At 58.4% G+C, this 25,233-nt stretch carries 21 protein-coding genes and 1 pseudogene; 4 read left to right on the top strand and 18 right to left on the bottom strand.

Going from position 1 to position 25,233, the window contains the following annotated elements:
- Positions 1 to 12: 12 nt before the first annotated feature.
- From cydA to ACUW6V_RS05385, 3 genes are all read right to left on the bottom strand, one after another.
- The gene (gene cydA, locus ACUW6V_RS05395) at positions 13 to 1,581 is read right to left on the bottom strand and encodes a cytochrome ubiquinol oxidase subunit I (protein WP_004387907.1); all 1,569 of its coding nucleotides are present in this window, start codon (positions 1,579 to 1,581) and stop codon (positions 13 to 15) included.
- Between the two features lie 683 nt (positions 1,582 to 2,264).
- Positions 2,265 to 4,907 carry a mannosylglycerate hydrolase gene (gene mngB, locus ACUW6V_RS05390; RefSeq protein WP_454038097.1) on the bottom strand — a complete coding sequence of 881 codons (2,643 nt, stop codon included), beginning with the start codon at positions 4,905 to 4,907 and terminating at the stop codon, positions 2,265 to 2,267.
- 24 nt (positions 4,908 to 4,931) lie between these two features.
- The gene (locus ACUW6V_RS05385) at positions 4,932 to 5,681 is read right to left on the bottom strand and encodes a fructose PTS transporter subunit IIA (protein WP_454038215.1); all 750 of its coding nucleotides are present in this window, start codon (positions 5,679 to 5,681) and stop codon (positions 4,932 to 4,934) included.
- Between the two features lie 181 nt (positions 5,682 to 5,862).
- Here ACUW6V_RS05385 and ACUW6V_RS05380 point away from each other — a divergent pair, with 181 nt between their 5' ends.
- Positions 5,863 to 6,579 carry a GntR family transcriptional regulator gene (locus ACUW6V_RS05380; protein ID WP_007865755.1) on the top strand — a complete coding sequence of 239 codons (717 nt, stop codon included), beginning with the start codon at positions 5,863 to 5,865 and terminating at the stop codon, positions 6,577 to 6,579.
- Between the two features lie 81 nt (positions 6,580 to 6,660).
- Here the strand turns inward: ACUW6V_RS05380 and sucD are convergent, their stop codons facing one another.
- The 8 genes and pseudogenes from sucD to sdhC all read right to left on the bottom strand — a co-directional run bounded on the left by sucD (position 6,661) and on the right by sdhC (position 16,465).
- A complete protein-coding gene (sucD, locus tag ACUW6V_RS05375) occupies positions 6,661 to 7,530 on the bottom strand; it encodes a succinate--CoA ligase subunit alpha (protein ID WP_004385340.1) in 870 nt (289 codons plus the stop codon).
- On the bottom strand, positions 7,530 to 8,696 hold the full coding sequence (gene sucC, locus ACUW6V_RS05370; RefSeq protein ID WP_454038096.1) for an ADP-forming succinate--CoA ligase subunit beta: 1,167 nt from the start codon (positions 8,694 to 8,696) through the stop codon (positions 7,530 to 7,532). The genes sucD and sucC overlap by 1 nt, the downstream gene beginning before the upstream one ends.
- A gap of 110 nt (positions 8,697 to 8,806) precedes the next feature.
- Entirely contained in the window at positions 8,807 to 10,030 is a 1,224-nt protein-coding gene (gene odhB, locus ACUW6V_RS05365; protein ID WP_015386882.1) for a 2-oxoglutarate dehydrogenase complex dihydrolipoyllysine-residue succinyltransferase, read from the bottom strand.
- A 14-nt stretch (positions 10,031 to 10,044) separates the two neighbouring features.
- Positions 10,045 to 12,852, bottom strand: coding sequence for a 2-oxoglutarate dehydrogenase E1 component (sucA, locus tag ACUW6V_RS05360; RefSeq protein WP_007848384.1), 2,808 nt, complete (start codon positions 12,850 to 12,852; stop codon positions 10,045 to 10,047).
- Positions 12,853 to 13,221: 369 nt separating this feature from the next.
- Positions 13,222 to 13,938, bottom strand: coding sequence for a succinate dehydrogenase iron-sulfur subunit (locus ACUW6V_RS05355; RefSeq protein WP_004387831.1), 717 nt, complete (start codon positions 13,936 to 13,938; stop codon positions 13,222 to 13,224).
- Positions 13,939 to 13,953: 15 nt separating this feature from the next.
- Positions 13,954 to 15,720 carry a succinate dehydrogenase flavoprotein subunit gene (gene sdhA, locus ACUW6V_RS05350; RefSeq protein ID WP_007781922.1) on the bottom strand — a complete coding sequence of 589 codons (1,767 nt, stop codon included), beginning with the start codon at positions 15,718 to 15,720 and terminating at the stop codon, positions 13,954 to 13,956.
- On the bottom strand, positions 15,721 to 16,068 hold the full coding sequence (gene sdhD / locus ACUW6V_RS05345) for a succinate dehydrogenase membrane anchor subunit (RefSeq protein WP_012125336.1): 348 nt from the start codon (positions 16,066 to 16,068) through the stop codon (positions 15,721 to 15,723).
- A pseudogene (sdhC, locus tag ACUW6V_RS05340) lies at positions 16,062 to 16,465 on the bottom strand (succinate dehydrogenase cytochrome b556 subunit). Before sdhC ends, sdhD begins: the two are co-directional and overlap by 7 nt.
- Before the next feature lie 317 nt (positions 16,466 to 16,782).
- Between sdhC and ACUW6V_RS05335 the strand changes: the two are divergent.
- Together ACUW6V_RS05335 and ACUW6V_RS05330 are read left to right on the top strand one after the other, a co-directional pair.
- Entirely contained in the window at positions 16,783 to 16,872 is a 90-nt protein-coding gene (locus ACUW6V_RS05335; protein ID WP_419715445.1) for a hypothetical protein, read from the top strand.
- Positions 16,873 to 17,104: 232 nt separating this feature from the next.
- Positions 17,105 to 18,391, top strand: a complete 1,287-nt coding sequence (locus tag ACUW6V_RS05330) for a citrate synthase (protein WP_004387835.1) — start codon at positions 17,105 to 17,107, stop codon at positions 18,389 to 18,391.
- Positions 18,392 to 18,506: 115 nt separating this feature from the next.
- On the opposite strand, the gene nei is transcribed toward ACUW6V_RS05330, so the two are convergent.
- The 4 genes from nei to ACUW6V_RS05310 all read right to left on the bottom strand — a co-directional run bounded on the left by nei (position 18,507) and on the right by ACUW6V_RS05310 (position 22,124).
- Positions 18,507 to 19,298, bottom strand: coding sequence for an endonuclease VIII (gene nei, locus ACUW6V_RS05325; RefSeq protein ID WP_097570222.1), 792 nt, complete (start codon positions 19,296 to 19,298; stop codon positions 18,507 to 18,509).
- A gap of 105 nt (positions 19,299 to 19,403) precedes the next feature.
- Positions 19,404 to 20,399, bottom strand: a complete 996-nt coding sequence (locus ACUW6V_RS05320; RefSeq protein ID WP_097570221.1) for a DUF2891 domain-containing protein — start codon at positions 20,397 to 20,399, stop codon at positions 19,404 to 19,406.
- Between the two features lie 19 nt (positions 20,400 to 20,418).
- Entirely contained in the window at positions 20,419 to 21,405 is a 987-nt protein-coding gene (locus ACUW6V_RS05315; protein WP_454038095.1) for a DUF979 domain-containing protein, read from the bottom strand.
- Positions 21,402 to 22,124: a DUF969 domain-containing protein gene (locus ACUW6V_RS05310; RefSeq protein ID WP_004386657.1), complete on the bottom strand. Its 723-nt coding sequence runs from the start codon at positions 22,122 to 22,124 to the stop codon at positions 21,402 to 21,404. Before ACUW6V_RS05310 ends, ACUW6V_RS05315 begins: the two co-directional genes overlap by 4 nt.
- Before the next feature lie 244 nt (positions 22,125 to 22,368).
- Between ACUW6V_RS05310 and ACUW6V_RS05305 the strand changes: the two genes are divergently transcribed.
- Positions 22,369 to 22,917: a winged helix DNA-binding protein gene (locus ACUW6V_RS05305; protein WP_004386658.1), complete on the top strand. Its 549-nt coding sequence runs from the start codon at positions 22,369 to 22,371 to the stop codon at positions 22,915 to 22,917.
- Between the two features lies 1 nt (position 22,918).
- Here the strand turns inward: ACUW6V_RS05305 and pxpA are convergent, their stop codons facing one another.
- From pxpA to pxpB, 3 genes are read right to left on the bottom strand one after another with little or no spacing between them, the layout of a single operon-like run.
- Positions 22,919 to 23,653, bottom strand: a complete 735-nt coding sequence (pxpA, locus tag ACUW6V_RS05300; protein WP_097641218.1) for a 5-oxoprolinase subunit PxpA — start codon at positions 23,651 to 23,653, stop codon at positions 22,919 to 22,921.
- Positions 23,643 to 24,575, bottom strand: coding sequence for a 5-oxoprolinase subunit PxpC (pxpC, locus tag ACUW6V_RS05295; protein WP_085661620.1), 933 nt, complete (start codon positions 24,573 to 24,575; stop codon positions 23,643 to 23,645). Before pxpC ends, pxpA begins: the two co-directional genes overlap by 11 nt.
- Complete coding sequence (pxpB, locus tag ACUW6V_RS05290; RefSeq protein WP_007900468.1) at positions 24,569 to 25,225, bottom strand: 5-oxoprolinase subunit PxpB; 657 nt, start codon at positions 25,223 to 25,225, stop codon at positions 24,569 to 24,571. Before pxpB ends, pxpC begins: the two co-directional genes overlap by 7 nt.
- Positions 25,226 to 25,233: the final 8 nt, after the last annotated feature.

Here is a 25,233-nt window from a genome sequence, read left to right as displayed (position 1 = left end):
ACGTCTCCTCGCTTAGCGTGCCGGCTGAGAAGCCACAGTGGACTGCTCGAAGTGGTAGCGACCCGTTTTCAGGCTGCTCGGCCCCAGGCGGGCGAATTTGAACATCAGGAACAGTTCTGCCACCAGGAAGAGCGTATACAAGCCGCAGATAAGCACCATCGAGAAGAGGATGTCGCCTGCAGACAGGTTAGAGTGCGCCACCGCGGTCGGCAGGACTTCACCGATAGCCCACGGCTGACGGCCATACTCCGCCACAAACCAGCCCGATTCCACCGCGATCCACGGCAGCGGAATACCGTAAAACGCCGCGCGCAGGAGCCATTTTTTATCGCCGATACGGTTGCGAATAACCGACCAGAACGACGCGCCGATAATCAGCAGCATCAGAATGCCGCACAGCACCATGATACGGAACGAGAAGTACAGCGGCGCCACGCTCGGAATAGAATCCTGCGTCGCTTTCTGGATCTGCGCTTCGGTCGCTTCAGCCACGTTATCGGTATAACGCTTCAGCAGCAGGCCATAACCGAGGTCTTTCTTCACGCTGTTAAACTCATCGCGAAGCGCCTGGTCGTTCGAGCCGGAACGCAGTTGTTCCAGCAGCGCGTACGCTTTCATCCCGTTACGGATGCGCGCTTCGTGCTGCACCAGCAGATCTTTAAGACCAATCACCGGCGTATCCACAGAGCGGGTGGCGATAATGCCAAGCGCATAAGGGATTTGAATCGCGAAGCGGTTTTCCTGGGTTTTCTGATCCGGAATACCAAACAACGTAAACGCGGCCGGTGCCGGCTGGGTTTCCCACTCGGCTTCGATAGCGGCCAGTTTGGTTTTCTGCACGTCGCCCATTTCGTAACCGGATTCGTCACCCAGCACGATAACGGAAAGCACCGCCGCCATGCCGAAGCTCGCCGCGATAGCGAAAGAGCGTTTAGCGAAGGCGAAATCGCGGCCTTTCAGCATGTACCACGCGCTGATACCCAGAATGAACATCGCGCCGGTGCAGTAGCCTGCGGCCACCGTGTGAACGAATTTCACCTGCGCAACCGGGTTCAGCACCAGCTCGGAGAAGCTCACCATCTCCATACGCATGGTTTCGAAGTTGAAATCAGACGCGATCGGGTTCTGCATCCAGCCGTTCGCCACCAGAATCCACAATGCGGAGAGGTTGGAGCCCAGCGCCACCAGCCAGGTAACGGCCATGTGCTGCACTTTGCTCAGACGATCCCAGCCGAAGAAGAACAGTCCGACGAAGGTCGATTCAAGGAAGAATGCCATCAGGCCTTCGATAGCCAGCGGGGCACCGAAGATATCGCCTACATAGTGTGAATAGTAAGACCAGTTAGTCCCGAACTGGAACTCCATGGTCAAGCCGGTCGCCACGCCCAGTGCGAAGTTGATACCAAACAACTTGCCCCAGAACTTGGTCATGTCTTTATAGATTTGTTTACCAGAGAGGACGTAGACCGTTTCCATAATGGCCAGCAGGAACGCCATACCGAGCGTCAGCGGCACAAAAAGGAAGTGGTACATCGCGGTCAAGGCAAACTGTAAGCGCGACAGTTCGACTATATCTAACATCTTGACTCCTTGCTCCTCGCATGAAGACTTCGAGCGTGACACTTTTTAAAGCGCCACAACGCATGCCCCAATACCAATGACATTTGCTCCCGTCAGCCTTGCTTAAATCACTGCGTGTATTTGTGAAAAAGTAATGGCGAAAGGTTACAAATAAGTTAAAAGAATTCCAAATTGATTCGGCGAATATTTTACGCTGCAATCCAGGGATAATAAATAGATTTACCTATCCCTTTATTTGCGTTTTACGACGGCGATCAATTTATACCCAAAACGCCGTGTAAACACCAGATTGATCGACCGCAATTTAGCGCCTTCTCCAGATTTTTTTCAAGCTAAAAACTTTGATTAAAATCAGTTTTTGTACCTATTGTTAATTATGTTTCACCCCGAATGGGTTAAGTGAAAATAATGTTAACGATAAGTATTTTTTTAACGTAGCGCGGGTTATAAAAGCGCTACCAATAATAAACCCACGTTATTTTAGTCAATCCTGACATGAGATATTAATCACACTTCCTTGTTAATATCGGCAGCCAAAAAGAATTCATGAGATCAGGATTGATAATTTTATTTCACAACTTATTTACCATTTCCCCTTTAGCCGCATAAAAACGGCACTGTTTTTTTTGAAAATAAAAAAACCGCCGCCCGTAAAGTACAGGCGGCGGCGTCAAGAAAATGGCTTAAACAGGGCGACAGACTGTGGCGCTGAAGGTCCGGGATTCGCAAGGTTTCAGCGCGCCGGTGTAGCCATTCGGGAGAATGTTATCCGCGCGCGGCGCTTCATCCATACCCGTTTGCTGCCAGGCCTGAAGCGAGGCGCTGAACGTTACCTGCGCCTCGCTCGTTGTCACACAGAACGGGTTATAAACGCGCACGATCAGCGCCTCGCGATCTTCTGCTTTTTTCAGCACGCTGAGTTGCGCACCACCCGTTGTCATCTGCAGGAGGCTATACCGGCACGGCGTGGTTATTCCGGACGGATTCAGCTTCATCGCATCCCAGGGAATTTTGTTATAGCACTGTACGGGGGTAAGCCAGGTGCGCGCCTGCTGCGCCACGCCTGCCGTGAGCGCATCGCCCTGATACGGCCACAGGCTCAGCCGGCAAGAAAACTCGCCCCGCATTTGTGAATCCGGCGTCGGCAGATGAATGCCGGAAGGACGGCCAGGACGGAGCGCCAAATCGGCTTTGCCGAGCGCACCGACGCCACGCAAAAGCGTCAGCGCGAAAGTGTCGTGCCGCTCGCCAACCACCTCCACCTCGCGCAATCCTTCGGTAAAGAGCGCTATCCCCTGCCCCTGCTGTTCGAGCGCGGCGTAGTTCAGGAAATTCCATACCGGCACCGGCGCTTCTTCCCACCCCTCTTCTTCCCAGCGCGTCATCGCCTCGTCCATAACCGGGCGATACAGGCTGCCGAAGGGAATGTCAGTAAGCACCTGCTCGCAGGCGAACGGCGTCGGGATAAGCAGCCGCACGCGGTGGTCATCCGCCTGGTTGTTCAGCGTCACCGCTACATCAATCCGCGGGCTGTCATGCGAAAGCGTGATACGCAACTGTGCGTCAAGCCGCCCGTCACACTTACGGGCAGCGCGCGCCGCCAGATTTACCGGCACGGGCATGGACAGATTGATAATGGCGTGGCTTTGCCAGGCTTCGTGGATGATTTGGTGCGTCGCCACCTGTGCGCCGGAACGCAGCACCCACTCCTCGCGGGCAGGTGAATAGTCATACTCGTCGCCATCATCAGAACTCTCTTCCAGCTCAAACACCCGGTCATAGGTCAGGCCGCGCTGCTTATCCTCAAGCTGCACGGTGCCGCTGGCATTAACGCTAATCCGCCAGAAAGGGTTTTCGAGCAGCGAGGCGTGCTGCGGCGGCGACTGGCACAGCAGCCCCGCCACGCCAGATTCAAGGCGTAGCCGGGTGTAGCCCATCGCGGGCAGCGACTGGCAGAGCTGAATGTCATACTCCATAAACGGCTCATCATGACCGTAATGCACCAGCTGCCGGTCCACCAGGCCCGGATCGAGCGCGCGAGCCGCGCGGATGAAATACGCCACCGGCTCGCCCCGATCGTCCCACAGAGCAAAGCGCTGGCCGCGCAACCGCACGGTGGTGTTAATCACCTCATGACGCGGGTGCGGCATCAGATTAAACAGCGTCAGTGTGTCGCCGTCACAGGCAGGCATGCTGTCGGCGATTTTGCGCATATAAAACGTCAGCAGGTTATCCGCCATATCCTGGGCGAGGTTAAAACGGCTCATGATTTCACGGTGTACCGCATCGCTACAGCAGCAGCCGATGCTGTCGTGCGCGTGGTTTTTTAAAATCTCCTTCCACATCTTTTCAAACAGCCCGTGGTGGTATTCAAACCCGAGCGACCAGGCGATAGCGGCGAGCGGCTCCAGCAGATTGACGATACTGTTTTCGATGCGCGCATGGGCGATTTTAATGTCCATCCGCGTGGAGCCAATGGTGCGATGAACGCGCATCGTCTTACCATCGATGAACTCGCCTTTCAGCGTCGGCAACTGTTCGCGCGCAGCCTCAATATGCTCAAACACCGTTTCGAACCGGCTCATCACAAATTCGCGCTGCGGGTAGATTTGCCGTAGTTTTTCCATCACCGCGAAAATGTTCTGCTGAAGCGGCATCTGGTCATGGCCGTTCGGCAGCAGGATTTCTTTCGTCAGCGAGGCCTTTTCCAGTACCGCAAAGCACGGGTCGAGACGCTTACGCAGCGCCGTTTCATCCTCGGGTAAGTACTTACCAATGGCATAGCCCAGCGGCAGCACCTGCGCCGTCACTACGCTGCCGTCCGCACTCTGCCAGAGAAACTCCGTTTTATCGCTGCCGTGACGAGGCGAGCAGCCGCGCCAGAACATAGCGCGCGTAATGCCGAACTGGTTATAAATATGCGGCAACTGGCCGGACATGCCGAACGAATCGGGCAGATAGCCGATTTTCATCGGCTCGCCGAACGGGCGGCAGTCGCGCAATCCGTAAAGGAGATTGCGGGCAATCGACTCCCCCGCGACGATTGTCGTATCGGTCTGGGTATACCAGGGGCCGATAATCAGTTTTCCCGCCGCGACCAGCGCGCGGACGCGTTCACGGTACTGCGGCTTCACGGCGAAATAATCCTCCAGCACTGCCGTCTGGCCGTCGAGCACGTAAAAGAGATAGTCCGCGTCCTGTTCGAGGCGCGTCAGGATCTCTTCCATGTTGTTGACCAGCAAAATCCGTGAGGCTTCCGTGGTGAAATACCATTCGCGGTCCCAGTGCATGTGGGGCGTGATATGGACTCGTGATACAGCGTTCATAAGGTCATCCTTGAAAGTGAATGCTTACGGCAACGTGCCGTCGGGGAGATAGCGGCCTGCCTTAACGGCATGGCGACGCCAGAGGATTAAAACGAGTGTCGAGATGGCGCTACCGATAAGCGCCGCGCCAAACCAGCCAGCAGCGGCTATAAACCGTCCCAGCCCGCCGTCGCTGAGCAAAAACAGCGAGAAAATCCCCGCGCCCGGCGTGGCAAGCCCGATGTGCAGGCTACCGACGATGGCCCCCGTCACCATGGAGCCCGTGACAAACGCGCCAATCACCCGCAGCGGATCTTCAATCGCCATCGGGATAGCGCCTTCAGTAATGCCCGCCAGGCCCAGCAGCCAGGTGGATTTGCCGAGATCTTTTTCAAAGGTTTTAAAGAGGCCAGGTGCCAGCAGCGTGGTGAGCTCCGTCAGCAGTTGAATATGCGTGGTGCCCGCTTGCGCCGCGGGGATAGCCAGCAGGAAAATGAGCCGTACCGGTTCATCGCCCTCCACGCCCTGCCAGGCGACGGGTTCGCGCAGCGTCGCTACGGCAAACGCGGCCTCCCTGACCGCCGCGCATTTCCCGTGCGGCACCGCCAGCCCTTCGCCGAGCGCCGTCGGCCCCAGCGCTTCGCGCTGCATAACCTCGTTTACAAACGCGGTGTGGTCATGCAGCTTGCCCTGCGCCGCCAGCAGACCGGCGAGTGCGGCGATCGCCTCATCGCGCGTGGAAAACGGCGCGTGGATCTGGATAAGCCCCGGATCCGTTAATGCCCTGAGATTCATCATTACCTCCATGAAATGACGCCAGCCTTCGCCAGCAAGGCGTTCGATCCTGCCAGCGATAACCACTCCTTTATGGGATCATTTTCATATTACCGATAATTTGTATTTAATTTGTTTTATTTACAGATAATACATTACGGGCATAATCAGAAAATACCAGGACGACGAATCAGGAGACGCTGTGGCTGCCAAACCCAAATACCGCCAGATAGCCGATACTCTGCGCGAGCAGATTCGCGAAGGTGTGCTGAAACCCGGCGACGCGCTGCCGACGGAATCGGCGCTGCAGGCACAGTTCGGCGTCAGCCGTGTGACGGTGCGCCAGGCACTGAAACAGCTCATCAGCGAGCAGATCGTGGAGAGCGTTCAGGGCAGCGGCACCTATGTGAAAGAAGAGCGCGTGCGCTATGACATCTACCAGCTCACCGGCTTTCAGGAAAAGCTGACGGACAGACAAGCAGAGACCCGCAGCGAAGTGCTGCTGTTTGAGGTGATCCGCCCCGATGAGACGCTGGCGACGCGGCTTCAGCTCACCACCGCCGATAAAGTGTGGCACGTGAAACGGGTGCGCTTTATCAAGCAAAAGCCGGTGATTCTGGAGGAGACGTGGATGCCGGTGCGGCTTTTTACCGATCTCACCTGGGAGGTGATGGAGCAGTCGAAATATCACTATATCGAGCAGGTGAAAAAGCTCGTTATTGACCGCAGCGAACAGGAGATCCTGCCGGTCATGCCCGATGCCGAAGTGGTGCAGGCGCTTGGCATCGACCCGGCGCAGCCGACGCTTGAGAAGCGCTCACGGGGTTACCTGCGCGACGGCCAGGTATTTGAATACAGCCGTAACGTCTTTAAAAGCGACGACTACCAGTTCACGCTGGTGGCGCGCCGCCGGCAATAAAAAAGGCTACCCTTACGAGTAGCCAACCATGTCGAATCTTATTATCGGGTGGTTTAGCCTCCCACCCACGAGGTAAGACATTTACTTCAGAATGGTTTTCAGCGCGTCGCCGATGTCCGCCAGGCTGCGCACGGTTTTCACGCCTGCCGCTTCCAGCGCCGCGAATTTCTCATCCGCCGTGCCTTTGCCGCCCGCGATAATCGCGCCCGCGTGGCCCATACGCTTGCCTTTCGGCGCGGTCACGCCTGCGATGTAGCCCACTACCGGTTTGGTAACGTGATCTTTAATATACGCCGCCGCTTCTTCTTCCGCGCTGCCGCCGATCTCGCCGATCATCACGATCGCTTCGGTCTGCGGATCTTCCTGGAACAGCTTCAGGATATCGATGAAGTTAGAGCCCGGGATCGGGTCGCCGCCGATACCCACGCAGGTCGACTGACCAAAACCGTAATCGGTGGTCTGTTTAACCGCTTCGTAGGTCAGGGTGCCGGAGCGGGAAACGATGCCCACACGGCCTGGCTGGTGGATATGGCCTGGCATGATGCCGATTTTGCACTCGCCTGGGGTGATAACGCCCGGGCAGTTCGGCCCGATCATACGCACGCCCGCTTCATCCAGCTTCACTTTCACGGTCAGCATATCCAGCGTCGGGATGCCTTCAGTAATAGTGATGATGAGCTTAATGCCTGCGTCGATGGCTTCCAGAATGGAGTCTTTGCAGAACGGTGCCGGAACGTAGATAACGGACGCGGTCGCGCCGGTCGCTTCTACCGCTTCGCGCACGGTGTTAAACACCGGCAGGCCGAGGTGCGTGGTGCCGCCTTTACCTGGCGTTACGCCGCCAACCATCTGGGTGCCGTAAGCGATAGCCTGTTCGGAGTGGAATGTCCCCTGGCTGCCGGTAAAGCCCTGGCAGATAACTTTGGTGTTTTTATCGATCAGAATGGACATTATTTCCCCTCCACAGCAGCAACAACCTGCTGAGCTGCATCCGTCAGACTTTTCGCTGCAATAATATTCAGGCCGCTGTCGGCCAGTTTCTTCGCGCCCAGCTCGGCGTTGTTGCCTTCAAGACGCACGACAACCGGAACGTTTACGCCTACTTCTGCCACCGCGCCGATGATGCCGTCGGCAATCAGGTCGCAGCGCACAATGCCGCCGAAGATGTTAACCAGTACGGCTTTCACTTTGTCGTCAGACAGAATGATTTTGAACGCTTCGGTCACGCGCTCTTTGGTCGCGCCGCCGCCCACGTCCAGGAAGTTCGCCGGTTCGCCGCCGTGCAGCTTCACGATGTCCATCGTGCCCATCGCGAGGCCCGCGCCGTTCACCATGCAACCGATGTTGCCGTCGAGCGCCACGTAGTTCAGCTCCCACTGCGCGGCCTGCGCTTCGCGCGGATCTTCCTGAGACTGGTCGCGCATTTCACGCAGATCCGGCTGGCGGAACAGCGCGTTGCCGTCAGCGCCCAGTTTGCCGTCGAGGCAGATCAGGTCGCCCTGAGAGGTGATAACCAGCGGGTTGATTTCGATAAGCGCCAGATCGCGCTCCAGGAAAATGTTAGCCAGCCCCATAAACACTTTGGTGAACTGCTGAACCAGTTTCCCTTCGAGGCCCAGTTTAAAGGCCAGCTCGCGTCCCTGATACGGCATCGGGCCGGTCAGCGGATCGATAGCGACTTTGTGGATCAGGTGCGGGGTCTCTTCCGCCACTTTTTCGATTTCCACGCCGCCTTCGGTAGAGGCCATGAACACCACGCGACGGGAGCCACGGTCAACCACCGCGCCGAGGTAGAGTTCTTTCGCGATATCGGTCGCCGCTTCCACCAGGATCTGGTTAACCGACTGGCCGTTCGCGTCCGTTTGATAGGTCACCAGGCGTTTGCCCAGCCAGTGCTCGGCAAAGGCGCGAATCTCTTCTTTGCTCTTAACGACTTTTACACCGCCCGCTTTACCGCGGCCGCCTGCGTGTACCTGGCATTTCACCACCCACGGGCCGGAGCCGATTTTAGAGGCGGCTTCTTCTGCTTCACGCGGAGTCGAGCAGGCATAACCTACCGGCGTCGGCAGGCCTGATCTGGCAAACAGCTGTTTCGCCTGATATTCGTGTAAGTTCATCTCTTCAGTCCATCAAGAAAAAGCGCATTCACGCTCGGAGTTCGAAATTGCCGCGCCTCGCGGCGCGACCATAAACACTACCTGAGGGCGGTCGGGCCGCCCTTGTGAAACTACACGTCCAGCAGCAGACGAGTCGGATCTTCCAGCAACTCTTTAATGGTCACCAGGAAACCTACCGATTCACGGCCGTCGATCAGACGGTGATCGTAGGAGAGTGCCAGGTACATCATCGGCAGGATCTCAACCTTGCCGTCCACCGCCATCGGGCGATCTTTAATGGCGTGCATGCCGAGGATCGCGCTCTGCGGCGGGTTGATGATAGGCGTGGACATCAGCGAGCCGAAAACGCCGCCGTTGGTAATGGTGAAGTTACCGCCGGTCAGGTCTTCTACGGTCAGTTTGCCGTCACGGCCTTTAACCGCCAGCTCTTTGATTTTCTTCTCGATGTCCGCCATGCCCAGCACGTCCACATCACGCAGAACCGGGGTCACCAGGCCGCGCGGCGTGGAGACCGCCATGCTGACGTCGAAATAGTTGTGGTACACCACGTCGTCGCCATCGATGGAGGCGTTCACTTCCGGGAAGCGTTTGAGCGCTTCAACGACCGCTTTCACGTAGAAGGACATAAAGCCCAGACGGATACCGTGACGTTTTTCGAAGGCGTCGCCGTACTGCTTACGCAGATCCATAATCGGCTTCATATTCACTTCGTTGAACGTGGTCAGCATCGCGGTGGAGTTTTTCGCTTCCAGCAGACGCTCGGCCACGCGTTTGCGCAGGCGGGTCATCGGTACGCGTTTTTCGCTGCGGGAACCGAGCTGCGGCTGCGGCGCGGCGGCGGCTTGTTCCGGCGCTTTGGCAGATTCGCTGCCGTTCGCTTTCGCCAGATGTTTTTCCACATCTTCACGGGTCAGACGGCCACCAACGCCGGTGCCTTTGATGGCGGCCGCGTCCAGGTTGTGCTCGGCGAGCAGACGGCGAATAGCCGGGCTCAGCGCGTCGTTATTTTGTTCTTCGAGAGACGCCTGCTGGCGCTGCGCCGGGGTAGATTCGTTCGCTTCCGGTTTAGCGCTGCTCTCTTTGCCCGCGCTATTGCCTTCGCGCAGGCGGCCCAAGATCTGGCGAGAGGTCACGGTGCTGCCTTCGTCTTCCAGTACCGCATCCAGAACGCCGTCAGCCGACGCCGGTACTTCCAGTACCACTTTGTCAGTTTCGATTTCTACCAGCACTTCATCGCGTTTCACCGCGTCGCCCGGCTTTTTATGCCAGGTGGCGACGGTTGCGTCAGCAACGGATTCAGGCAGGTCGGGAACAAGAATATCTACGCTACTCATTATTTATCCTTTAATTAATTGACGTTCAGCGCGTCATTAACCAGATCTTGTTGCTGTTTCTGGTGAACGGACATATACCCTACCGCCGGCGAGGCGGAGGCCGGGCGGCCTGCATAACGTAATGCAGAGCCAAACGGAATCACTTCACGAAGGTGGTGCTGGCTGCAATACCAGGCGCCCTGGTTGAGCGGCTCTTCCTGGCACCAGACGAAATCATGCACGTGCGCGAACGGCTTCAGCGCTTCCTGCACGGCGTGGTGCGGGAACGGGTAGAGCTGTTCGATACGGACAATCGCCACATCCTTCTGATCATTCTTACGACGCTGTTCCAGCAGGTCGTAATAAACCTTACCAGAACAGAGCACGACGCGTTTCACGCCCTGCGGATCAAGCTCGTCTACCTCACCGATAGCCGGCAGGAAGGCGCCGTTGGCCAGCTCTTCAAGGCTTGATACCGCCAGCGGGTGACGCAGCAGCGATTTCGGCGACATCACTACCAGCGGACGGCGCATACCGCGCAGCGCCTGACGACGCAGCATGTGGTAAACCTGCGCCGGGGTCGACGGCACGCACACCTGCATGTTCTGCTCGGCGCAGAGCTGCAGATAACGCTCCAGACGCGCGGAGGAGTGCTCCGGGCCCTGGCCTTCGTAGCCGTGCGGCAGCAGCATCACCAGACCGCACATACGGCCCCATTTCTGCTCGCCGGAGCTGATGAACTGGTCGATGACTACCTGCGCGCCGTTGGCGAAGTCGCCGAACTGCGCTTCCCAGATGGTCAGCGTGCGCGGCTCTGCGGTCGCATAGCCATATTCAAACGCCAGTACCGCTTCTTCAGACAGCACAGAGTCCCAGACTTTGAACTGGCCCTGGCCGTTATGGATGTGTTGCAGCGGCACCCAAGTAGAACCGTTAGCCTGGTTATGCACCACGGCGTGACGGTGGAAGAAGGTGCCACGGCCGGAGTCTTCACCGGACAGGCGCACCGGAATGCCTTCATCGACCAGCGTCGCATAGGCCAGCGTTTCCGCGCCGCCCCAGTCGAACGGTTTCTCGCCGTTCGCCATCAGCTGACGGTCGCCGTAGATTTTCGCCACGCGCGACTGCATCTCGATGCCGTCCGGCACGGTGCTGATGCGCTTCGCCAGTTCCTGCAGACGCTTCATCTCCACTTTGTTCGGGTAGCTTTCGTCCCATTCGTGGTTGAGATACGGCGACCAGGTAAAGGAGTGCATATTCATCGGACGCCACTCTTTCACCACGCACTCGCCGGCATCCAGCGCGTCGCGGTAGAGATTGACCATTTCGGTCGCGTCTTCGAGTTTCGCCACGCCTTCCTGCTCCAGCTTGTCGGCGTAGATTTTGCGCGGGGTCGGGTGTTTTTTGATTTTCTGATACATCAGCGGCTGGGTGGCGCTCGGCTCATCGGCTTCGTTATGGCCGTGACGGCGGTAGCACACCAGATCAATAAACACGTCGCGCTTAAAGGTGTTACGGAAATCCAGCGCCAGGCGGGTCACAAACGCGACCGCTTCCGGGTCGTCTGCGTTGACGTGGAAAATCGGTGCCATGACCATTTTGCCGATGTCGGTGCAGTACGGGGTGGAACGGGCGTCAAGCGGGTTAGAGGTGGTGAAGCCCACCTGGTTGTTGATAACGATACGGACCGTACCGCCCACTTCGTAGCCGCGCGCTTTGGACATGTTCAGGGTTTCCTGAACCACGCCCTGCCCGGCAACCGCCGCGTCGCCGTGAATGGTGATCGGCAGCACTTTGTTGCTGCTCGGCTCGTCCAGACGGTCGAGACGCGCGCGCACTGAACCCATCACCACCGGGCTGACAATCTCCAGGTGCGACGGGTTAAACGCCAGCGCCAGGTGGACCAGACCGCCTTCGGTTTCGATATCCGACGAGAAGCCCATGTGATATTTCACATCGCCGGTGCCGAGGTGTTCTTTATGTTTACCGGCGAATTCGTCAAACAGATCCTGCGGTTTTTTACCGAGCACGTTGATGAGCACGTTCAGACGACCGCGGTGCGCCATACCCAGCACTACTTCGCGCGTGCCGCTTTTACCGGCGTGGCGGATCATCTCTTTGAGCATCGGGATTAACGCATCGCCGCCTTCCAGCGAGAAGCGTTTCGCGCCGGGGAATTTCGCGCCCAGATAACGTTCCAGGCCTTCGGCGGCGGTCAGTTCGCTTAAGAAGCGTTTTTTCTCGTCCGCGCTAAAGCCCGCGTGGCCCGCGACCGATTCGATACGCTGCTGGATCCAGCGCTTCTCTTCCGTCGAGGTGATATGCATGTATTCCGCGCCGATGGAGCCGCAGTAAGTCTGCTTAAGCGCCTCGATGAGGTCGCCGAGCTTCATGGTCTCTTTGCCGAGCGCAAAAGAGCCTACGTTAAAGGTTTCCTGGAAATCGGCTTCAGTCAGATCGTGGAACGCTGGGTCCAGATCCGCGACGCGCTCCTGCTGCCACAGGCCCAGCGGATCGAGATTCGCGTGCTGGTGGCCACGGAAGCGATAGGCGTTAATAAGCTGCAGGACTTTAACCTGCTTCGCATTCGTGTCAGGGTCGGAAATCGAGGAAGAGTAACGTGAGGCATCCTTCGCCAGACGACGGAAATAATCACGCGTTTTTGAATGGAATTGATCCGGTTTCGCGCCGGTGCCAGGCAGTTGCTGGAACATAGAGCGCCAGTGGGCGTCCACTGAATCAGGATCGGTTAAGAAGTCTTCATAGAGCTGTTCTATCCAGCTCTGGTTAGAGCCAGAGAGGTAAGAAGAGTCCAGCCAGGCTTTCATTGCGCCGTTCTGCATCGTGATCCCTTAAGCATGTCTGCTTATTTCGCCGTAGAAACTACCACGTACAGTGTTGTACGTGCCGGGGTTCACCTGCGAGCTCTTGTTAGTGGGGCCCGCGAAGGAACCTTTAAAAACTGCCATTAATCTTCTTCGTTCAGGCTGCGACGTCGTTGGCTGCCTTCGCTTACCCCAGTCGCATAGTTCACTATGCTCCTGGGGATGCGCTCAGTTGCCGCCTTGTCTCGCTCTGAACGCCTCGATTACTGGTACTACTCTGTAGCGGTTTTTAAAGGTTTCCTGCTTTTCCCTCTCCCCTCAGGGAGAGGGACACTTATATGTAGGGCGGGTAAGCGTAAGCGCACCCGCCACTACCGCAACGCTTACTTACGCGCTGCGCTGCAACAACATCGACTTAATATGGCCGATGGCGCGCGTCGGGTTTAACCCTTTCGGACAGACGCTCACGCAGTTCATGATGCTATGGCAACGGAACACGCTGAACGCATCGCTCAGGCCATCCAGGCGCGCGTTGGTTTCGGTATCGCGGCTGTCGATAAGGAAACGGTACGCGGCCAGCAGGCCTGCCGGGCCGATGAACTTGTCCGGGTTCCACCAGAACGACGGGCACGACGTGGAGCAACAGGCGCACAGAATGCACTCGTACAGCCCGTCGAGCTTCTCGCGCTGCTCCGGCATCTGCAAATGTTCACGCGCTGGCGGATTCTGCCCATTATTCAACAAGTAAGGCTTAATCTTCTCATATTGGGCGTAGAACTGTCCCATGTCCACTACCAGGTCGCGGATAACCGGCAGGCCAGGCAACGGACGGATAACGATTTTCTGCTTGCCCGCGCCCAGGCTTGAGACCGGCGTAATACAGGCGAGGCCGTTTTTGCCGTTCATGTTCAGGCCATCGGAGCCGCAGACGCCTTCGCGGCAGGAGCGGCGGAAAGAGAGGCTCGGGTCCTTCTCTTTCAGCAGCATCAGGGCGTCGAGCAGCATCATGTCGCGCCCTTCTTCCTGCTCCAGGGTGTAATCCTGCATGCGCGGCGCGTCGTCGACATCCGGGTTATAGCGATAAATGGAAAACTCGAGTTTCATCACATTGCTCCGCTCTTAATAAGTACGCACTTTCGGCGGGAAAGCCGGGCGCAGCTTAGGCTGCATATTCACTTCGCGACGCGTCATGCTCTCGGTTTGCGGCAAATAGAGGCTGTGGCACAGCCAGTTTTCGTCGTCGCGGTCCGGGTAGTCGAAGCGGCTGTGCGCGCCACGGCTCTCGGTACGGAAGTTCGCCGATACGGCGGTGGCGTAAGCGGTTTCCATCAGGTTGTCCAGCTCCAGGCACTCGACGCGCTGGGTGTTGAACTCGCTGGAGGTGTCGTCCAGACGGGCGTTTTTTAGTCGCTCGCGGATAGCTTTCAGCTGCTCAAGCCCTTTGGCCATCGCGTCGCCTTCGCGGAATACCGAGAAGTTATGCTGCATACATTCCTGCAGCGCTTTGCGGATTTCGACCGGATCTTCGCCGCTGCGGTTGTTGTTCCAGCGGTTGAGGCGCTCCAGCGAGAACTCGACGTCGGAGTCGCTGGCGTCGCGGAGCTGGCCCTGCTCGGCGATGGATTCCTGCAAATGCAGGCCCGCCGCGCGGCCAAACACCACCAGGTCAAGCAGCGAGTTGCCGCCCAGACGGTTGGCGCCGTGTACCGATACGCAGGCGATTTCGCCAACGGCGAACAGGCCCGGGATCACCACGTCTTCGCCCTTCTCGTTCACGGTCAGCGCCTGGCCGGTCACTTTGGTCGGAATACCGCCCATCATGTAGTGACAGGTCGGGATAACCGGGATCGGCTCTTTAACCGGGTCAACGTGAGCAAAGGTACGGGAGAGTTCCAGAATGCCCGGCAGGCGGGATTCCAGGACTTCTTTACCGAGATGGTCGAGCTTCAGCTTGGCGTGCGGGCCCCACGGGCCGTCGCAGCCGCGGCCTTCGCGGATTTCGATCATGATAGAGCGCGCAACAACGTCGCGGCCCGCCAGATCTTTCGCATTCGGCGCGTAACGCTCCATAAAGCGCTCGCCATGTTTGTTCAGCAGGTAACCGCCTTCGCCGCGGCACCCTTCGGTGACGAGTACGCCCGCGCCGGCGATGCCGGTCGGGTGGAACTGCCACATTTCCATGTCCTGCACCGGCACGCCAGCGCGCAGCGCCATGCCGACACCGTCGCCGGTGTTGATGTGGGCGTTGGTGGTAGACTGATAAATACGGCCTGCGCCGCCGGTCGCCAGCACGGTCGCGCGGGCTTTGAAGTAGACCACTTCGCCGGTTTCGATGCACAGTGCGGTGCAACCCACGACCGCGCCATCCTGGTTTTTCACCAGATCCAGCGCATACCACTCAGAGAAAATGGTGGTGTGGTTTTTGAGGTTCTGCTGATAGAGCGTATGCAGCAGCGCGTGGCCGGTACGGTCCGCCGCCGCCGCGGTGCGCGCGGCCTGCTCGCCGCCGAAGTTTTTCGACTGGCCGCCGAACGGGCGCTGATAAATACGGCCGTCATCAAGACGGGAGAACGGCAGCCCCATGTGCTCAAGCTCCAGAATCGCTTCCGGGCCGGTTTTACACATATATTCAATCGCGTCCTGGTCGCCGATATAGTCGGAACCTTTTACCGTGTCATACATGTGCCATTCCCAGTTATCTTCATGGGAATTGCCAAGCGCAACGGTAATACCGCCCTGGGCGGATACGGTGTGAGAACGGGTCGGGAACACCTTGGAGAGCAGCGCACAGGTCTGGCCGCTCTGGGAAATCTGCAGCGCCGCGCGCATACCTGCGCCGCCTGCGCCAATAACAACGGCATCAAATTCTCTGACTGGCAAATTCATTTACACACCCCACACCACAACAAATCCATAAATCACGTAAACCACCAGCGCGACAACAATCGCGAGCTGCAAAAACAGACGCAGCGCCAGATGTTTTACGTAGTCGGTCAGCACCTGCCACATCCCAATCCAGGTATGGACGAGAATCGAAATCAGCGTCAGCAGGGTGAACACTTTGGTGAAGGTGGATGAGAAGAAACCAGTCCAGACTTCATATGTCAGGTCGCCGTTCATCGCGAAGAAACCGATCATATAAATGATATACAGCGTCATTACGATGGAGGTGGCGCGAACCAGGATGAAGTCATGTACGCCGTTGCGTCCTAATGCGGAGGCGTTGCTTACCATACGAGGACTCCTGCGAGAATTGAAAGCACGACAGTGATAATAAAAGCGAACTTAGCGGAGCGTTGGCCTGCTGCGAAGGTTTCTTCAAGATAGCCGAAATCCATCAGCATGTGGCGAACGCCGCCAACAACGTGGTAAGCCAGCGCTGTCAGAATGCCCCACAGGATGAATTTAACGAAGAAGCTGTCCATAATGCTGGACGCAGTCAGAAAGCCTTCTTGAGACGAGAGTGAGAGTCCTAACAACCACAGCAGAATGCCGACGGCGACAAAGGTAATCACGCCGGAAACGCGGTGGAGGATAGAAGCAATCGCGGTGACAGGAAACCGGATCGTTGTCAGATCCAGGTTGACAGGTCGTTGTTTATTCACCTTTTTTATCATGAATGCGCCCACATGCTGTTCTTATTGTGTCCTTCCTCCGGTCTGCAGGCGGGTCAAGCAGCGTCATTTTTCTATAACTCCGCGTCATGCAAAATCACCGCTTCCAAAGGCTGCATGACGCGTTACTACGCTGGGTGGCTCGCGGTTGCAAGGTGTTCCGGAGACCTGGCGGCAGTATAGGATGTTCACAATATCATTACAATTAACCTACAAATTCTTTGGCCGCTTTTGGTCGGAACAGTGACCAGGATCACGATAACAACATTATTTTAAATTTTAATCATCTGATTTGACAAATGTTAAACAAATTAGTTACAAACATCACCAGGAAATGCATATAATTCGCAAAAGTTATGGGGTCATGCTTTCACCTGACAATAAGTTATGTAACAGTGTGCCAGTATTGACCGCAGTAATTTAGCCCGGTATTAGTGATAAACAGGTTTGACAAATACTGACGGCTAACACCCTGATTTACTGTTGTTTCACCCAGGTTTGAATGGTTGCCTGCAAGCCGCCCATCGCTCTGTACCCTGGTTTCCCCTCTGAAACAGAGCTGCGCGCCACACAACAAACTGGCAACTGTCCCCCTGCTGGCTGGAGGTAAATCGGCGGTTAACCGTCGCAAGCAACAGGCGCTAAGGAGACCGTAAATGGCTGATAAAAAAGCAAACCTAACCTATAACGGTGATGGTGCTATCGAACTGGATGTGCTAAAAGGCACGCTCGGTCAGGATGTAATCGATATCCGTAGTCTTGGTTCTAAAGGTGTTTTCACGTTCGACCCCGGCTTTACTTCCACCGCATCCTGCGAGTCCAAAATCACCTTTATCGATGGTGACGAAGGTATCCTGCTGCACCGCGGTTTCCCTATCGATCAGTTAGCCACCGAATCTAACTATCTCGAAGTATGTTACATCCTGCTCTACGGCGAGAAGCCGACCCAGGAGCAATACGACGAATTCAGAACCACCGTCACCCGCCACACCATGATCCATGAGCAGATCACGCGCCTTTTCCACGGCTTCCGTCGCGACTCGCATCCGATGGCCGTACTGTGCGGTGTGACCGGCGCGCTGGCGGCGTTCTACCACGACTCGCTGGACGTCAATAACCCGCGTCACCGCGAGATCGCGGCATTCCGTCTGCTCTCTAAAATGCCGACCGTGGCGGCGATGTGTTACAAATATTCGATCGGCCAGCCGTTTGTTTATCCGCGTAACGATCTCTCCTACTCCGGCAACTTCCTGAATATGATGTTCTCCACCCCGTGCGAGCCTTACGAGGTCAACCCGGTGCTGGAGCGCGCCATGGATCGCATTCTGATCCTGCACGCGGATCATGAGCAGAACGCGTCAACCTCTACCGTACGTACCGCAGGCTCCTCCGGCGCGAACCCGTTCGCATGTATCGCTGCGGGCATCGCCTCCCTGTGGGGACCGGCACACGGTGGCGCTAACGAAGCCGCGCTCAAGATGCTGGAAGAGATCAGCACCGTTGAGCACATTCCGGAATTCGTGCGTCGCGCGAAAGACAAAAACGACTCTTTCCGCCTGATGGGCTTTGGTCATCGCGTTTATAAAAACTATGACCCGCGCGCTACCGTCATGCGCGAAACCTGTCACGAAGTGCTGAAAGAGCTGGGCACCAAAGACGATCTGCTGGAAGTGGCGATGGAGCTGGAAAACATCGCGCTGAACGACCCGTATTTCATCGAGAAGAAACTCTACCCGAACGTGGATTTCTACTCCGGCATCATCCTGAAAGCGATGGGCATTCCGTCTTCCATGTTTACCGTTATTTTCGCGATGGCGCGTACCGTGGGCTGGATTGCGCACTGGAACGAGATGCACAGCGAAGGCATGAAGATCGCGCGTCCGCGTCAGCTGTACACCGGCTACGAGCAGCGTGATTTCAAATCTGACCTGACCAAACGTTAATTTGACGCTGCGGTTAATCTGAAAAACGCGCCTCCGGGCGCGTTTTTTTATGGGCATTTTGGCGGCGCGGCGGGTAAGCAACGCGCACCCGCCATTTCCCTGGTCCACGCATCCCCTACGCCTGGCACCCCGGACACCAGTAAAACGGCCGCGACGACAGCGTCGTCTTCTCGATAATCCCCCCGCAGCGGCGGCATTTTTTCCCGGCGCGGTGAAACACCTCGAAGCGAAACAGCGCGCCGTGATGCTTATTCTCATCCACCGTCCCGCGCGTTTCATAAGACAGCCGCGGGATCTCAAGACACGCGCGGGCGAGCGCATCCAGCTGCGTATTATTCAGCTCCATTGCCTTGTGGCGCGGCGCAAGCCGCGCCTGCCAGAGGATCTCCACACGCAAATAATTGCCAAGCCCCGCGAGAAATGCCTGGTCCAGCAGCAGCCCGCTGAACTGACGGCGGTGAAAGCGCGGGCTCAGGAGCCGTTCTTTCACCTGCTCCACCGTCAGCGACATATCCAGCACATCCGGCCCGACGCGCTGCAAAAACGCGTGCGCCGCCACGCCGTCGGCATCCAGCATCTCAATTTCCGAGGCGCTGTAAAGCAGCACCGCGGCATCTTCGGTTTCGAGCCGCACGCGCAGGCTTCGCGTCGTTTGCGGCGTTTCCCCCGCTTTCACCACGCGCCAGACGCCATACAGCTGGTTGTGGCTGTAGAGCGTCAGCCCACAGGAAAAATGCGTCAGCAGCGCCTTGCCGCGGGTTTCAAAACGCTCGACCCGCGCGCCGGTCAGTTGCGCTTCAAACGCTTTCAATTCAGGAAACGCAAACCAGACGTGGGTCAGCGGTTTGCCCGCGACTGCCGCTTCAAGCTTGTCCGCCGCGCGGCGGATCTCCGGTCCTTCCGGCATCGTTCATCCTTTCAGGTTACTTAAGCATTAAAACGTAAGGATAAACTGTAGCAGCACGGGCGAAGAGAAACAGGCCACCGCCGCAAAAAAGCGGCGGTTAACGGCTTACTCCAGCGCCAGCAGCGCAAAGCTTGCCAGCCAGTGGCCGCCGCTGTAGTGGCTGCCGACCACATGCTCAACGCTTGCCGCGAGATGGCGCTGCACCGCCTCCTGCAGCGCTGTCTGCGCAGGGTGATCTTCCGGGAGCGCCGCGGCGATATGCTTCATACACCAGGCGCGGCTTAAGTTAAGCCCGTCGAGGTGGGCGATTTTCGGGTCGGCGCGATCGCTCACCACCGCCGGGTGCATCAGCGCCGCCACGTTGCCGATATCCGGCAGATACGCGTCAAACCAGGCCGGGAAATTGTCCGCCGTTTTACTCATCAGCAGCGCTTCGGTGAGCGCGCCGGAGAGATATTCATCGCCGCCCGGCTCGTAGTGTGCCGGGTAGTCGGTGTCGGCCTGATAAAAGCGTGTCGTCGCGTCAGTAATGGCGCGCTCAAGCGTCTCATCATCAAGCGCACGGGCGTAATCCAGCCCGAGGGCGAGCGCAAATGCCGTGTTGTAATGGGTGCCGACGCGAATCGGGTACGTCAGCTTGCTGAGGTAATCGATAAGGCGCGTGCGGATATCCTGGGTCAGCGGCTCCAGTATTTCATGCCAGCGCGCGGCCTGCGGCAGATCGGATTCGTGCAGCTCCTGGGCGAGCGCCAGCAGCCAGCCGTAACCATACGGGCGCTCAAACGAGGCGCGGAACGGCGCGGTGAAATACGCCACTTCGCGCGCCACATTCGCAGGCGTGATGTGTTCATCGAACAGCGCGATAATCTCTTCGCGGCACGACAGCGTCGGATAGCGGCGCAGACAGCGCAGCAGCAGCCAGTAGCCATGCACCGCCGAATGCCAGTCAAAGCAGCCGTAGAAAATCGGGTGCAGCTCGCGCGGCGGCAGCGCGTCGGCGTCATCATTCATCAGATGCATGATGTGGTTCGGATACTCCTGGCGCAGATAGGTCAGAGGCATCCGGGCAAAGGCGTCGGCCTGGGGTTGTGTCAGTGTCATAACAGCTCCTTAGTGGGCCTTAGCGAAATACGATGAAATACATCAGGAAAACGTTGACCACCAGCAGCGTCAGCGCCGTCGGGATCTGAATTTTTATCACCTGATATTTGTCTTTCAGCTCCAGCAGCGCGGCGGGAACGATATTGAAATTCGCCGCCATCGGCGTCATCAGCGTGCCGCAGTAGCCCGCGTACATACCGATAGCCAGGAGCGGTGCCGGGTCGCCGTGGTGATGGTTAATCAACAGCGGCAGCGCGATGCCCGCGCTCAGCACCGGGAACGCCGCAAACGCGTTGCCCATAATCATCGTGAAAAGCGCCATGCCGATGCAGTAGATAACCACCAGCATGAAGCGGTTTTCCGGGTCGACGAACAGGCTCACCACGCGCTGCACCGCCGTGCCGGTATCGGCGGCGACAAACACCCCGCCGAGCATCGCCAGCATCTGCGGCAAAATTACCGCCCAGCCGATGGTATCCACCAGACGGCGCGACTGGCGAATCGCATGTAGCGGCGTGCCGCGCGTGAGCCACCAGCCCACCAGCAGCGCCGCGACACACGCCACGCACAGCGCGGCGAGCGTCAGCTGTTTTTGATCCAGCAGGAACACGCCGCCCACCGAGACGCCTTTTAAAAACAGCGTACCAATCACCGTCACCACCGGGATCAGCAGCGCCGGCAGAAACAGCCAGTTACCCAGACGCCGGGACGACACCTCGCGCTCCTCCTCGGTGGAAATTTTATAGTGCCCCTTCCCGACCAGCCCAAAGCCCGCCAGCAGCGCGATAACAATCACCGCGCCGCCGATAATGCGGTAGGCCAGCGAGCGGCCCAGCTCCTGCACCAGCAGATCGCCGAAGAGAAAAATCCCGCCGAACAGGAACCAGAACAGCGCGGTGGTAAAGCGTTTCGGATTACCGCGATCGCGAAGCGTCATCACCACCAGCAGCATGACGATAAAGCCTATCAGGTAGTAGACGCGGTTAATGGTCAGCAACGTACTCATTGCGCGGCCTCCTGATTGCCCTGCTCTGCGCGCCAGGCCAACACCTCGCGGCGAATGCTGGCGTCTAAGCGTAGCAGGCGCGCCATGTGAATAATCAGCGCCGCAATCGCGGTCGGAATGGCCCACAGGCCGATGTGCAGCGGCTCGATACCGGGAATGCCGTTCTCTTTCAGGAACGCGTCAATCAGCAGCACCGCGCCGAAGGCGATGAAAATATCTTCACCGAAAAACACCGCGATATTGTCGCAGGCGGCGGCGTGGGCTTTGATTTTGTCGCGAATATGCGCAGGCAACTCGCCATATTCATTGAGCGCCGCCCCTTCGGCCATCGGTGCCAGCAGCGGGCGCACGGTCTGGGCGTGGCCGCCAAGCGACATCAGCCCGAGCGCCGCGGTGCCTTCACGCACCACGAAATAGAGCATCAGAATACGCGCTGAAGTGGCGCTGGCGATTTTCGCCACCCACGCCTGGGCGCGCTCTTTCAGGCCGTAATACTCCAGCAGGCCAATCACCGGCAGGATCAGAATGAAAGTCGCGAGCGAGCGGCTGTTGACGAACTTTTCACCGAAGGTTTCCAGCAGCATGCCGAAATCCATGCCGACCGTGAGCCCGGTTGTCAGCCCGGCGACCACCACCACCAGCAGCGGGTTAAAACGCAGCGCGAAACCGATAACCACCACCGGAATACCGATGAGCGGCAACAGAGAGGAACCGTCCATACATTGTTACCCTTTCCAAAGTGAGCGTTGCACGCCGAAGGCTATTCTGCTCCTTCGCCAGTGGCGAAGCGTGGGCATTGCGGCGAACGTTGTTGTGTGAGAGGCGCTGTGAACGTGCAGAACCTGACCAAAAAGCTATATCTGAACGGTGAAATTATGTAAACAATTTATCAATAAAATGTTTTTATTTTGTCGGTGACGTTTTATAGTTTTTGCCAATACCCCCAAAAGCGTAAGGGATGCCATGAGCCGGAAAAAAGCGGTTGTATCAACTGATAACGACGATATTGCTGACGGGCGCATTGTGTCGTCCCGCCATCTGGTGTCGGAGCGTTGCGCGGAATTATCGGAGCTGGAGTACGCGCTGATCATGACCAGCAACGCCTTTAACAAATGGATGGTGCGCTGCATGACGGCAGCGGGCGAGCCGGATATGGGCGCGTTTGATGTCTCGCTGTTGCATCACGTCAACCACCGCAACCGCAAGAAAAAGCTCGCGGATATCTGCTTTGTGCTCAACGTGGAAGACACGCACATCGTGACCTACGCGCTGAAAAAGCTGGTTAAAGCCGGGTATGTCACCAGTGAAAAGGTAGGCAAAGAGCTCTATTTTTCGACGACAGAGGAAGGTAAAGCGCTGTGTATGAAATACCGCGACGTGCGCGAGGCGTGTCTTATCGCGATTCAGGTCGAGAGCGGCATACCGGGCGCGGCGATTGGCGAAACGGCGCAATTGCTGCGCACGATTGCCTCGCTTTACGACACCGCCGCGCGGGCGGCGGCATCGCTCTGAGTTACGCGCTGACCTGAATCTGGCGCGCGTCGAACGCCTCGCGTAACCGGCGCGCGAACGCCAGCGCGTGCGCGCCGTCACCATGCAGGCAGACCGTCTGGGCATTGACTGTCGCCCACGCGCCGTCGCGGCTGCGCACCCGCCCTTCCTGCACCATCATCAGCGTGCGCGACACCGCCTCGTCGTCATCCTCAATCAACGCGCCCGGCTCGCTGCGCGGCACCAGCGCACCGTCGGCCAGATAACCGCGATCGGCGAAGACTTCTTCGCGCGTGGCGAGCCGATAACGCGCGCCCGCGCGGATAAGCTCGCTGCCCGCCAGCCCCACCAGAATCAGCGACGCATCGAAATCCTTCACCGCCTGCGCGATGGCGTCGGCAAGCGCGGCGTCTTTCGCCGCCTGGTTATAGAGCATGCCGTGCGGCTTCACGTGCGCCAGCCTGCCGCCTTCGGCGCGGGCGATAGCGGCGAGCGCGCCGACCTGATAGAGCGTCTCGGCGTAAATCGTCTCCGGCGGCAGCTGCATCGCCGTGCGCCCAAAGTTTTCACGATCCGCGAAGCCCGGATGCGCGCCCATCGCCACGCCGTGCGCCAGCGCCAGCCGCACGCTCTCGCGCATGGTCTGCGCATCGCCCGCGTGGAAGCCGCAGGCGATATTGGCCGAGCTAATGAGCGGCATCAGCAGCGCGTCGTTGCCGCAGCCCTCGCCGAGATCGGCGTTAAGATCAATCTTCATCGTTAAGCCGCCATGCCAGTTGTTGCAGATAACGCGCCCGGTCGCTGCGCGCTTCCAGCGCCTCTTCGATGGAGCATTGCACGAAGTGAACCGGCTCGCCGAGGCGCAGCTGCGCGAGGTTATAGCGATCGGCGTCGATGACGCACGCGATGCGCGGATAGCCGCCGGTGGTCTGGGCGTCATTCATCAGCACGATGGGCTGGCCACCGTGCGGCACCTGCACCACGCCCGGCAGCAGACCGTGAGACACCAGGTCGCGTCTGGTGGTGCGCTCCAGCACGTGGCCGTGCAGGCGATAACCCATGCGGTTACTCTGCGGGCTTAGCTGCCACGGCGTGCGCCAGAAGGCTTCTTTCGACGCCTCGCTGAATTCGTGATACTCCGGCCCCGGCAGCGCGCGAATGCGGTTGCCCCACAGCAGTTGCTTCACGCCGCGCGCCTCGCGGAAATGGCGCGTCGGCGGATTCACGGGCAGGACATCGCCGTCGCGCAGAGGACGTCCTTCAAAACCACCGAGGCCCGCTTTCACATCGGTACTGCGCGAGCCCATGACTTCCGGCACGTCGAAACCGCCCGCCAGCGCCAGATAGCTGCGCATACCGCGGCGCGGCAGTTTGAGGCTCAGGCGCTCGCCCGCGCGGGCAAGCAGCCGCCAGCCGGTCCAGACGGCGCGTTCGTTAAGCGTCGCGTCGCAGCCCGCGCCGGTGAGCGCAAACCAGGTATCTTCGGTGAACTCCACCACGCACTGACCGAGTGTTATCTCCAGCGCCGCCGCATCAGGATCGTTGCCCACCAGCAGGTTGGCGATGTGCAGCGACGGGCCATCCAGCGCGCCGCACTGGCTCACGCCGTACTGGCGCAGCCCAAAACGGCCGCCATCCTGAATAGTTGCGTGAATGCCCGCGCGAATAATCTTCAGCATACGCCCTCCTTTTGCGGCACAAAGCGCACGGTGTCGCCGGGCGCGAGCAGGCCCGGCGGGTTACTGTGCGGATCAAACAGCGCGCGCGAGGTGTGGCCGATAATCTGCCAGCCGCCAGGCGTAGGCAGCGGATAGATGCCCGTCTGGCTGCCGCCGATGCCGACCGAGCCTGCGGGTACCTGAAGGCGTGGCTCCGCGCGGCGCGGCGTGGCAAGCTCCGGTGCCAGCCCGCCGAGGTATGGAAAGCCTGGCTGAAAGCCGATGAAATAGACCACGTAGTCGACCTGCGCATGCATCTCCACTACCTGCTTTTCACTGAGCCCGGCGTGGTGTGCGACCACCGACAGATCCGGCCCGGCGTCTTTGCCGTACACTACCGGGATTTCAATGCGCCGCGCTTCGGGAATGATCGCCTCGCTCTCCTCCCACCAGCGTTGCAGCCGCTCGATAGCGTCCAGCGCCATCGTGCCGGGCTCGCGCAGCATCACGGTAATGTTATTCATGCCGGGAATGACTTCCACCACGGCGGGCACGTCCGCGAGGCGCTGCACCAGCCCCCAGATGCGCTGCTGGCTGGCAAGCGTGACGGGCGGCTCCAGCTCCAGTACCACGGCGCTTTCGCCTAACAGATAACAACGGGCTCGCTGCACGTTTTCCT

Source organism: Cronobacter sp. 153480017-3 (assembly GCF_053627815.1).
Note: the sequence above shows the minus strand (reverse complement) of the source record. Positions and strands in the feature narration are given on the sequence as shown.

Coding starts and splice junctions, on each gene's coding strand:
- cydA (WP_004387907.1), bottom strand. CDS start 1,581: ATGTTAGATATAGTCGAACTGTCGCGCTTACAGTTTGCCTTGACCGCG.
- mngB (WP_454038097.1), bottom strand. CDS start 4,907: ATGAACGCTGTATCACGAGTCCATATCACGCCCCACATGCACTGGGAC.
- sdhA (WP_007781922.1), bottom strand. CDS start 15,720: ATGAATTTGCCAGTCAGAGAATTTGATGCCGTTGTTATTGGCGCAGGC.
- ACUW6V_RS05305 (WP_004386658.1), top strand. CDS start 22,369: ATGAGCCGGAAAAAAGCGGTTGTATCAACTGATAACGACGATATTGCT.
- ACUW6V_RS05385 (WP_454038215.1), bottom strand. CDS start 5,681: ATGAATCTCAGGGCATTAACGGATCCGGGGCTTATCCAGATCCACGCG.
- ACUW6V_RS05320 (WP_097570221.1), bottom strand. CDS start 20,399: ATGACACTGACACAACCCCAGGCCGACGCCTTTGCCCGGATGCCTCTG.
- ACUW6V_RS05355 (WP_004387831.1), bottom strand. CDS start 13,938: ATGAAACTCGAGTTTTCCATTTATCGCTATAACCCGGATGTCGACGAC.
- ACUW6V_RS05310 (WP_004386657.1), bottom strand. CDS start 22,124: ATGGACGGTTCCTCTCTGTTGCCGCTCATCGGTATTCCGGTGGTGGTT.
- sucC (WP_454038096.1), bottom strand. CDS start 8,696: ATGAACTTACACGAATATCAGGCGAAACAGCTGTTTGCCAGATCAGGC.
- nei (WP_097570222.1), bottom strand. CDS start 19,298: ATGCCGGAAGGACCGGAGATCCGCCGCGCGGCGGACAAGCTTGAAGCG.
- pxpA (WP_097641218.1), bottom strand. CDS start 23,653: ATGAAGATTGATCTTAACGCCGATCTCGGCGAGGGCTGCGGCAACGAC.
- ACUW6V_RS05330 (WP_004387835.1), top strand. CDS start 17,105: ATGGCTGATAAAAAAGCAAACCTAACCTATAACGGTGATGGTGCTATC.
- ACUW6V_RS05315 (WP_454038095.1), bottom strand. CDS start 21,405: ATGAGTACGTTGCTGACCATTAACCGCGTCTACTACCTGATAGGCTTT.
- sdhD (WP_012125336.1), bottom strand. CDS start 16,068: ATGGTAAGCAACGCCTCCGCATTAGGACGCAACGGCGTACATGACTTC.
- odhB (WP_015386882.1), bottom strand. CDS start 10,030: ATGAGTAGCGTAGATATTCTTGTTCCCGACCTGCCTGAATCCGTTGCT.
- sucA (WP_007848384.1), bottom strand. CDS start 12,852: ATGCAGAACGGCGCAATGAAAGCCTGGCTGGACTCTTCTTACCTCTCT.
- ACUW6V_RS05335 (WP_419715445.1), top strand. CDS start 16,783: ATGCATATAATTCGCAAAAGTTATGGGGTCATGCTTTCACCTGACAAT.
- pxpC (WP_085661620.1), bottom strand. CDS start 24,575: ATGCTGAAGATTATTCGCGCGGGCATTCACGCAACTATTCAGGATGGC.
- sucD (WP_004385340.1), bottom strand. CDS start 7,530: ATGTCCATTCTGATCGATAAAAACACCAAAGTTATCTGCCAGGGCTTT.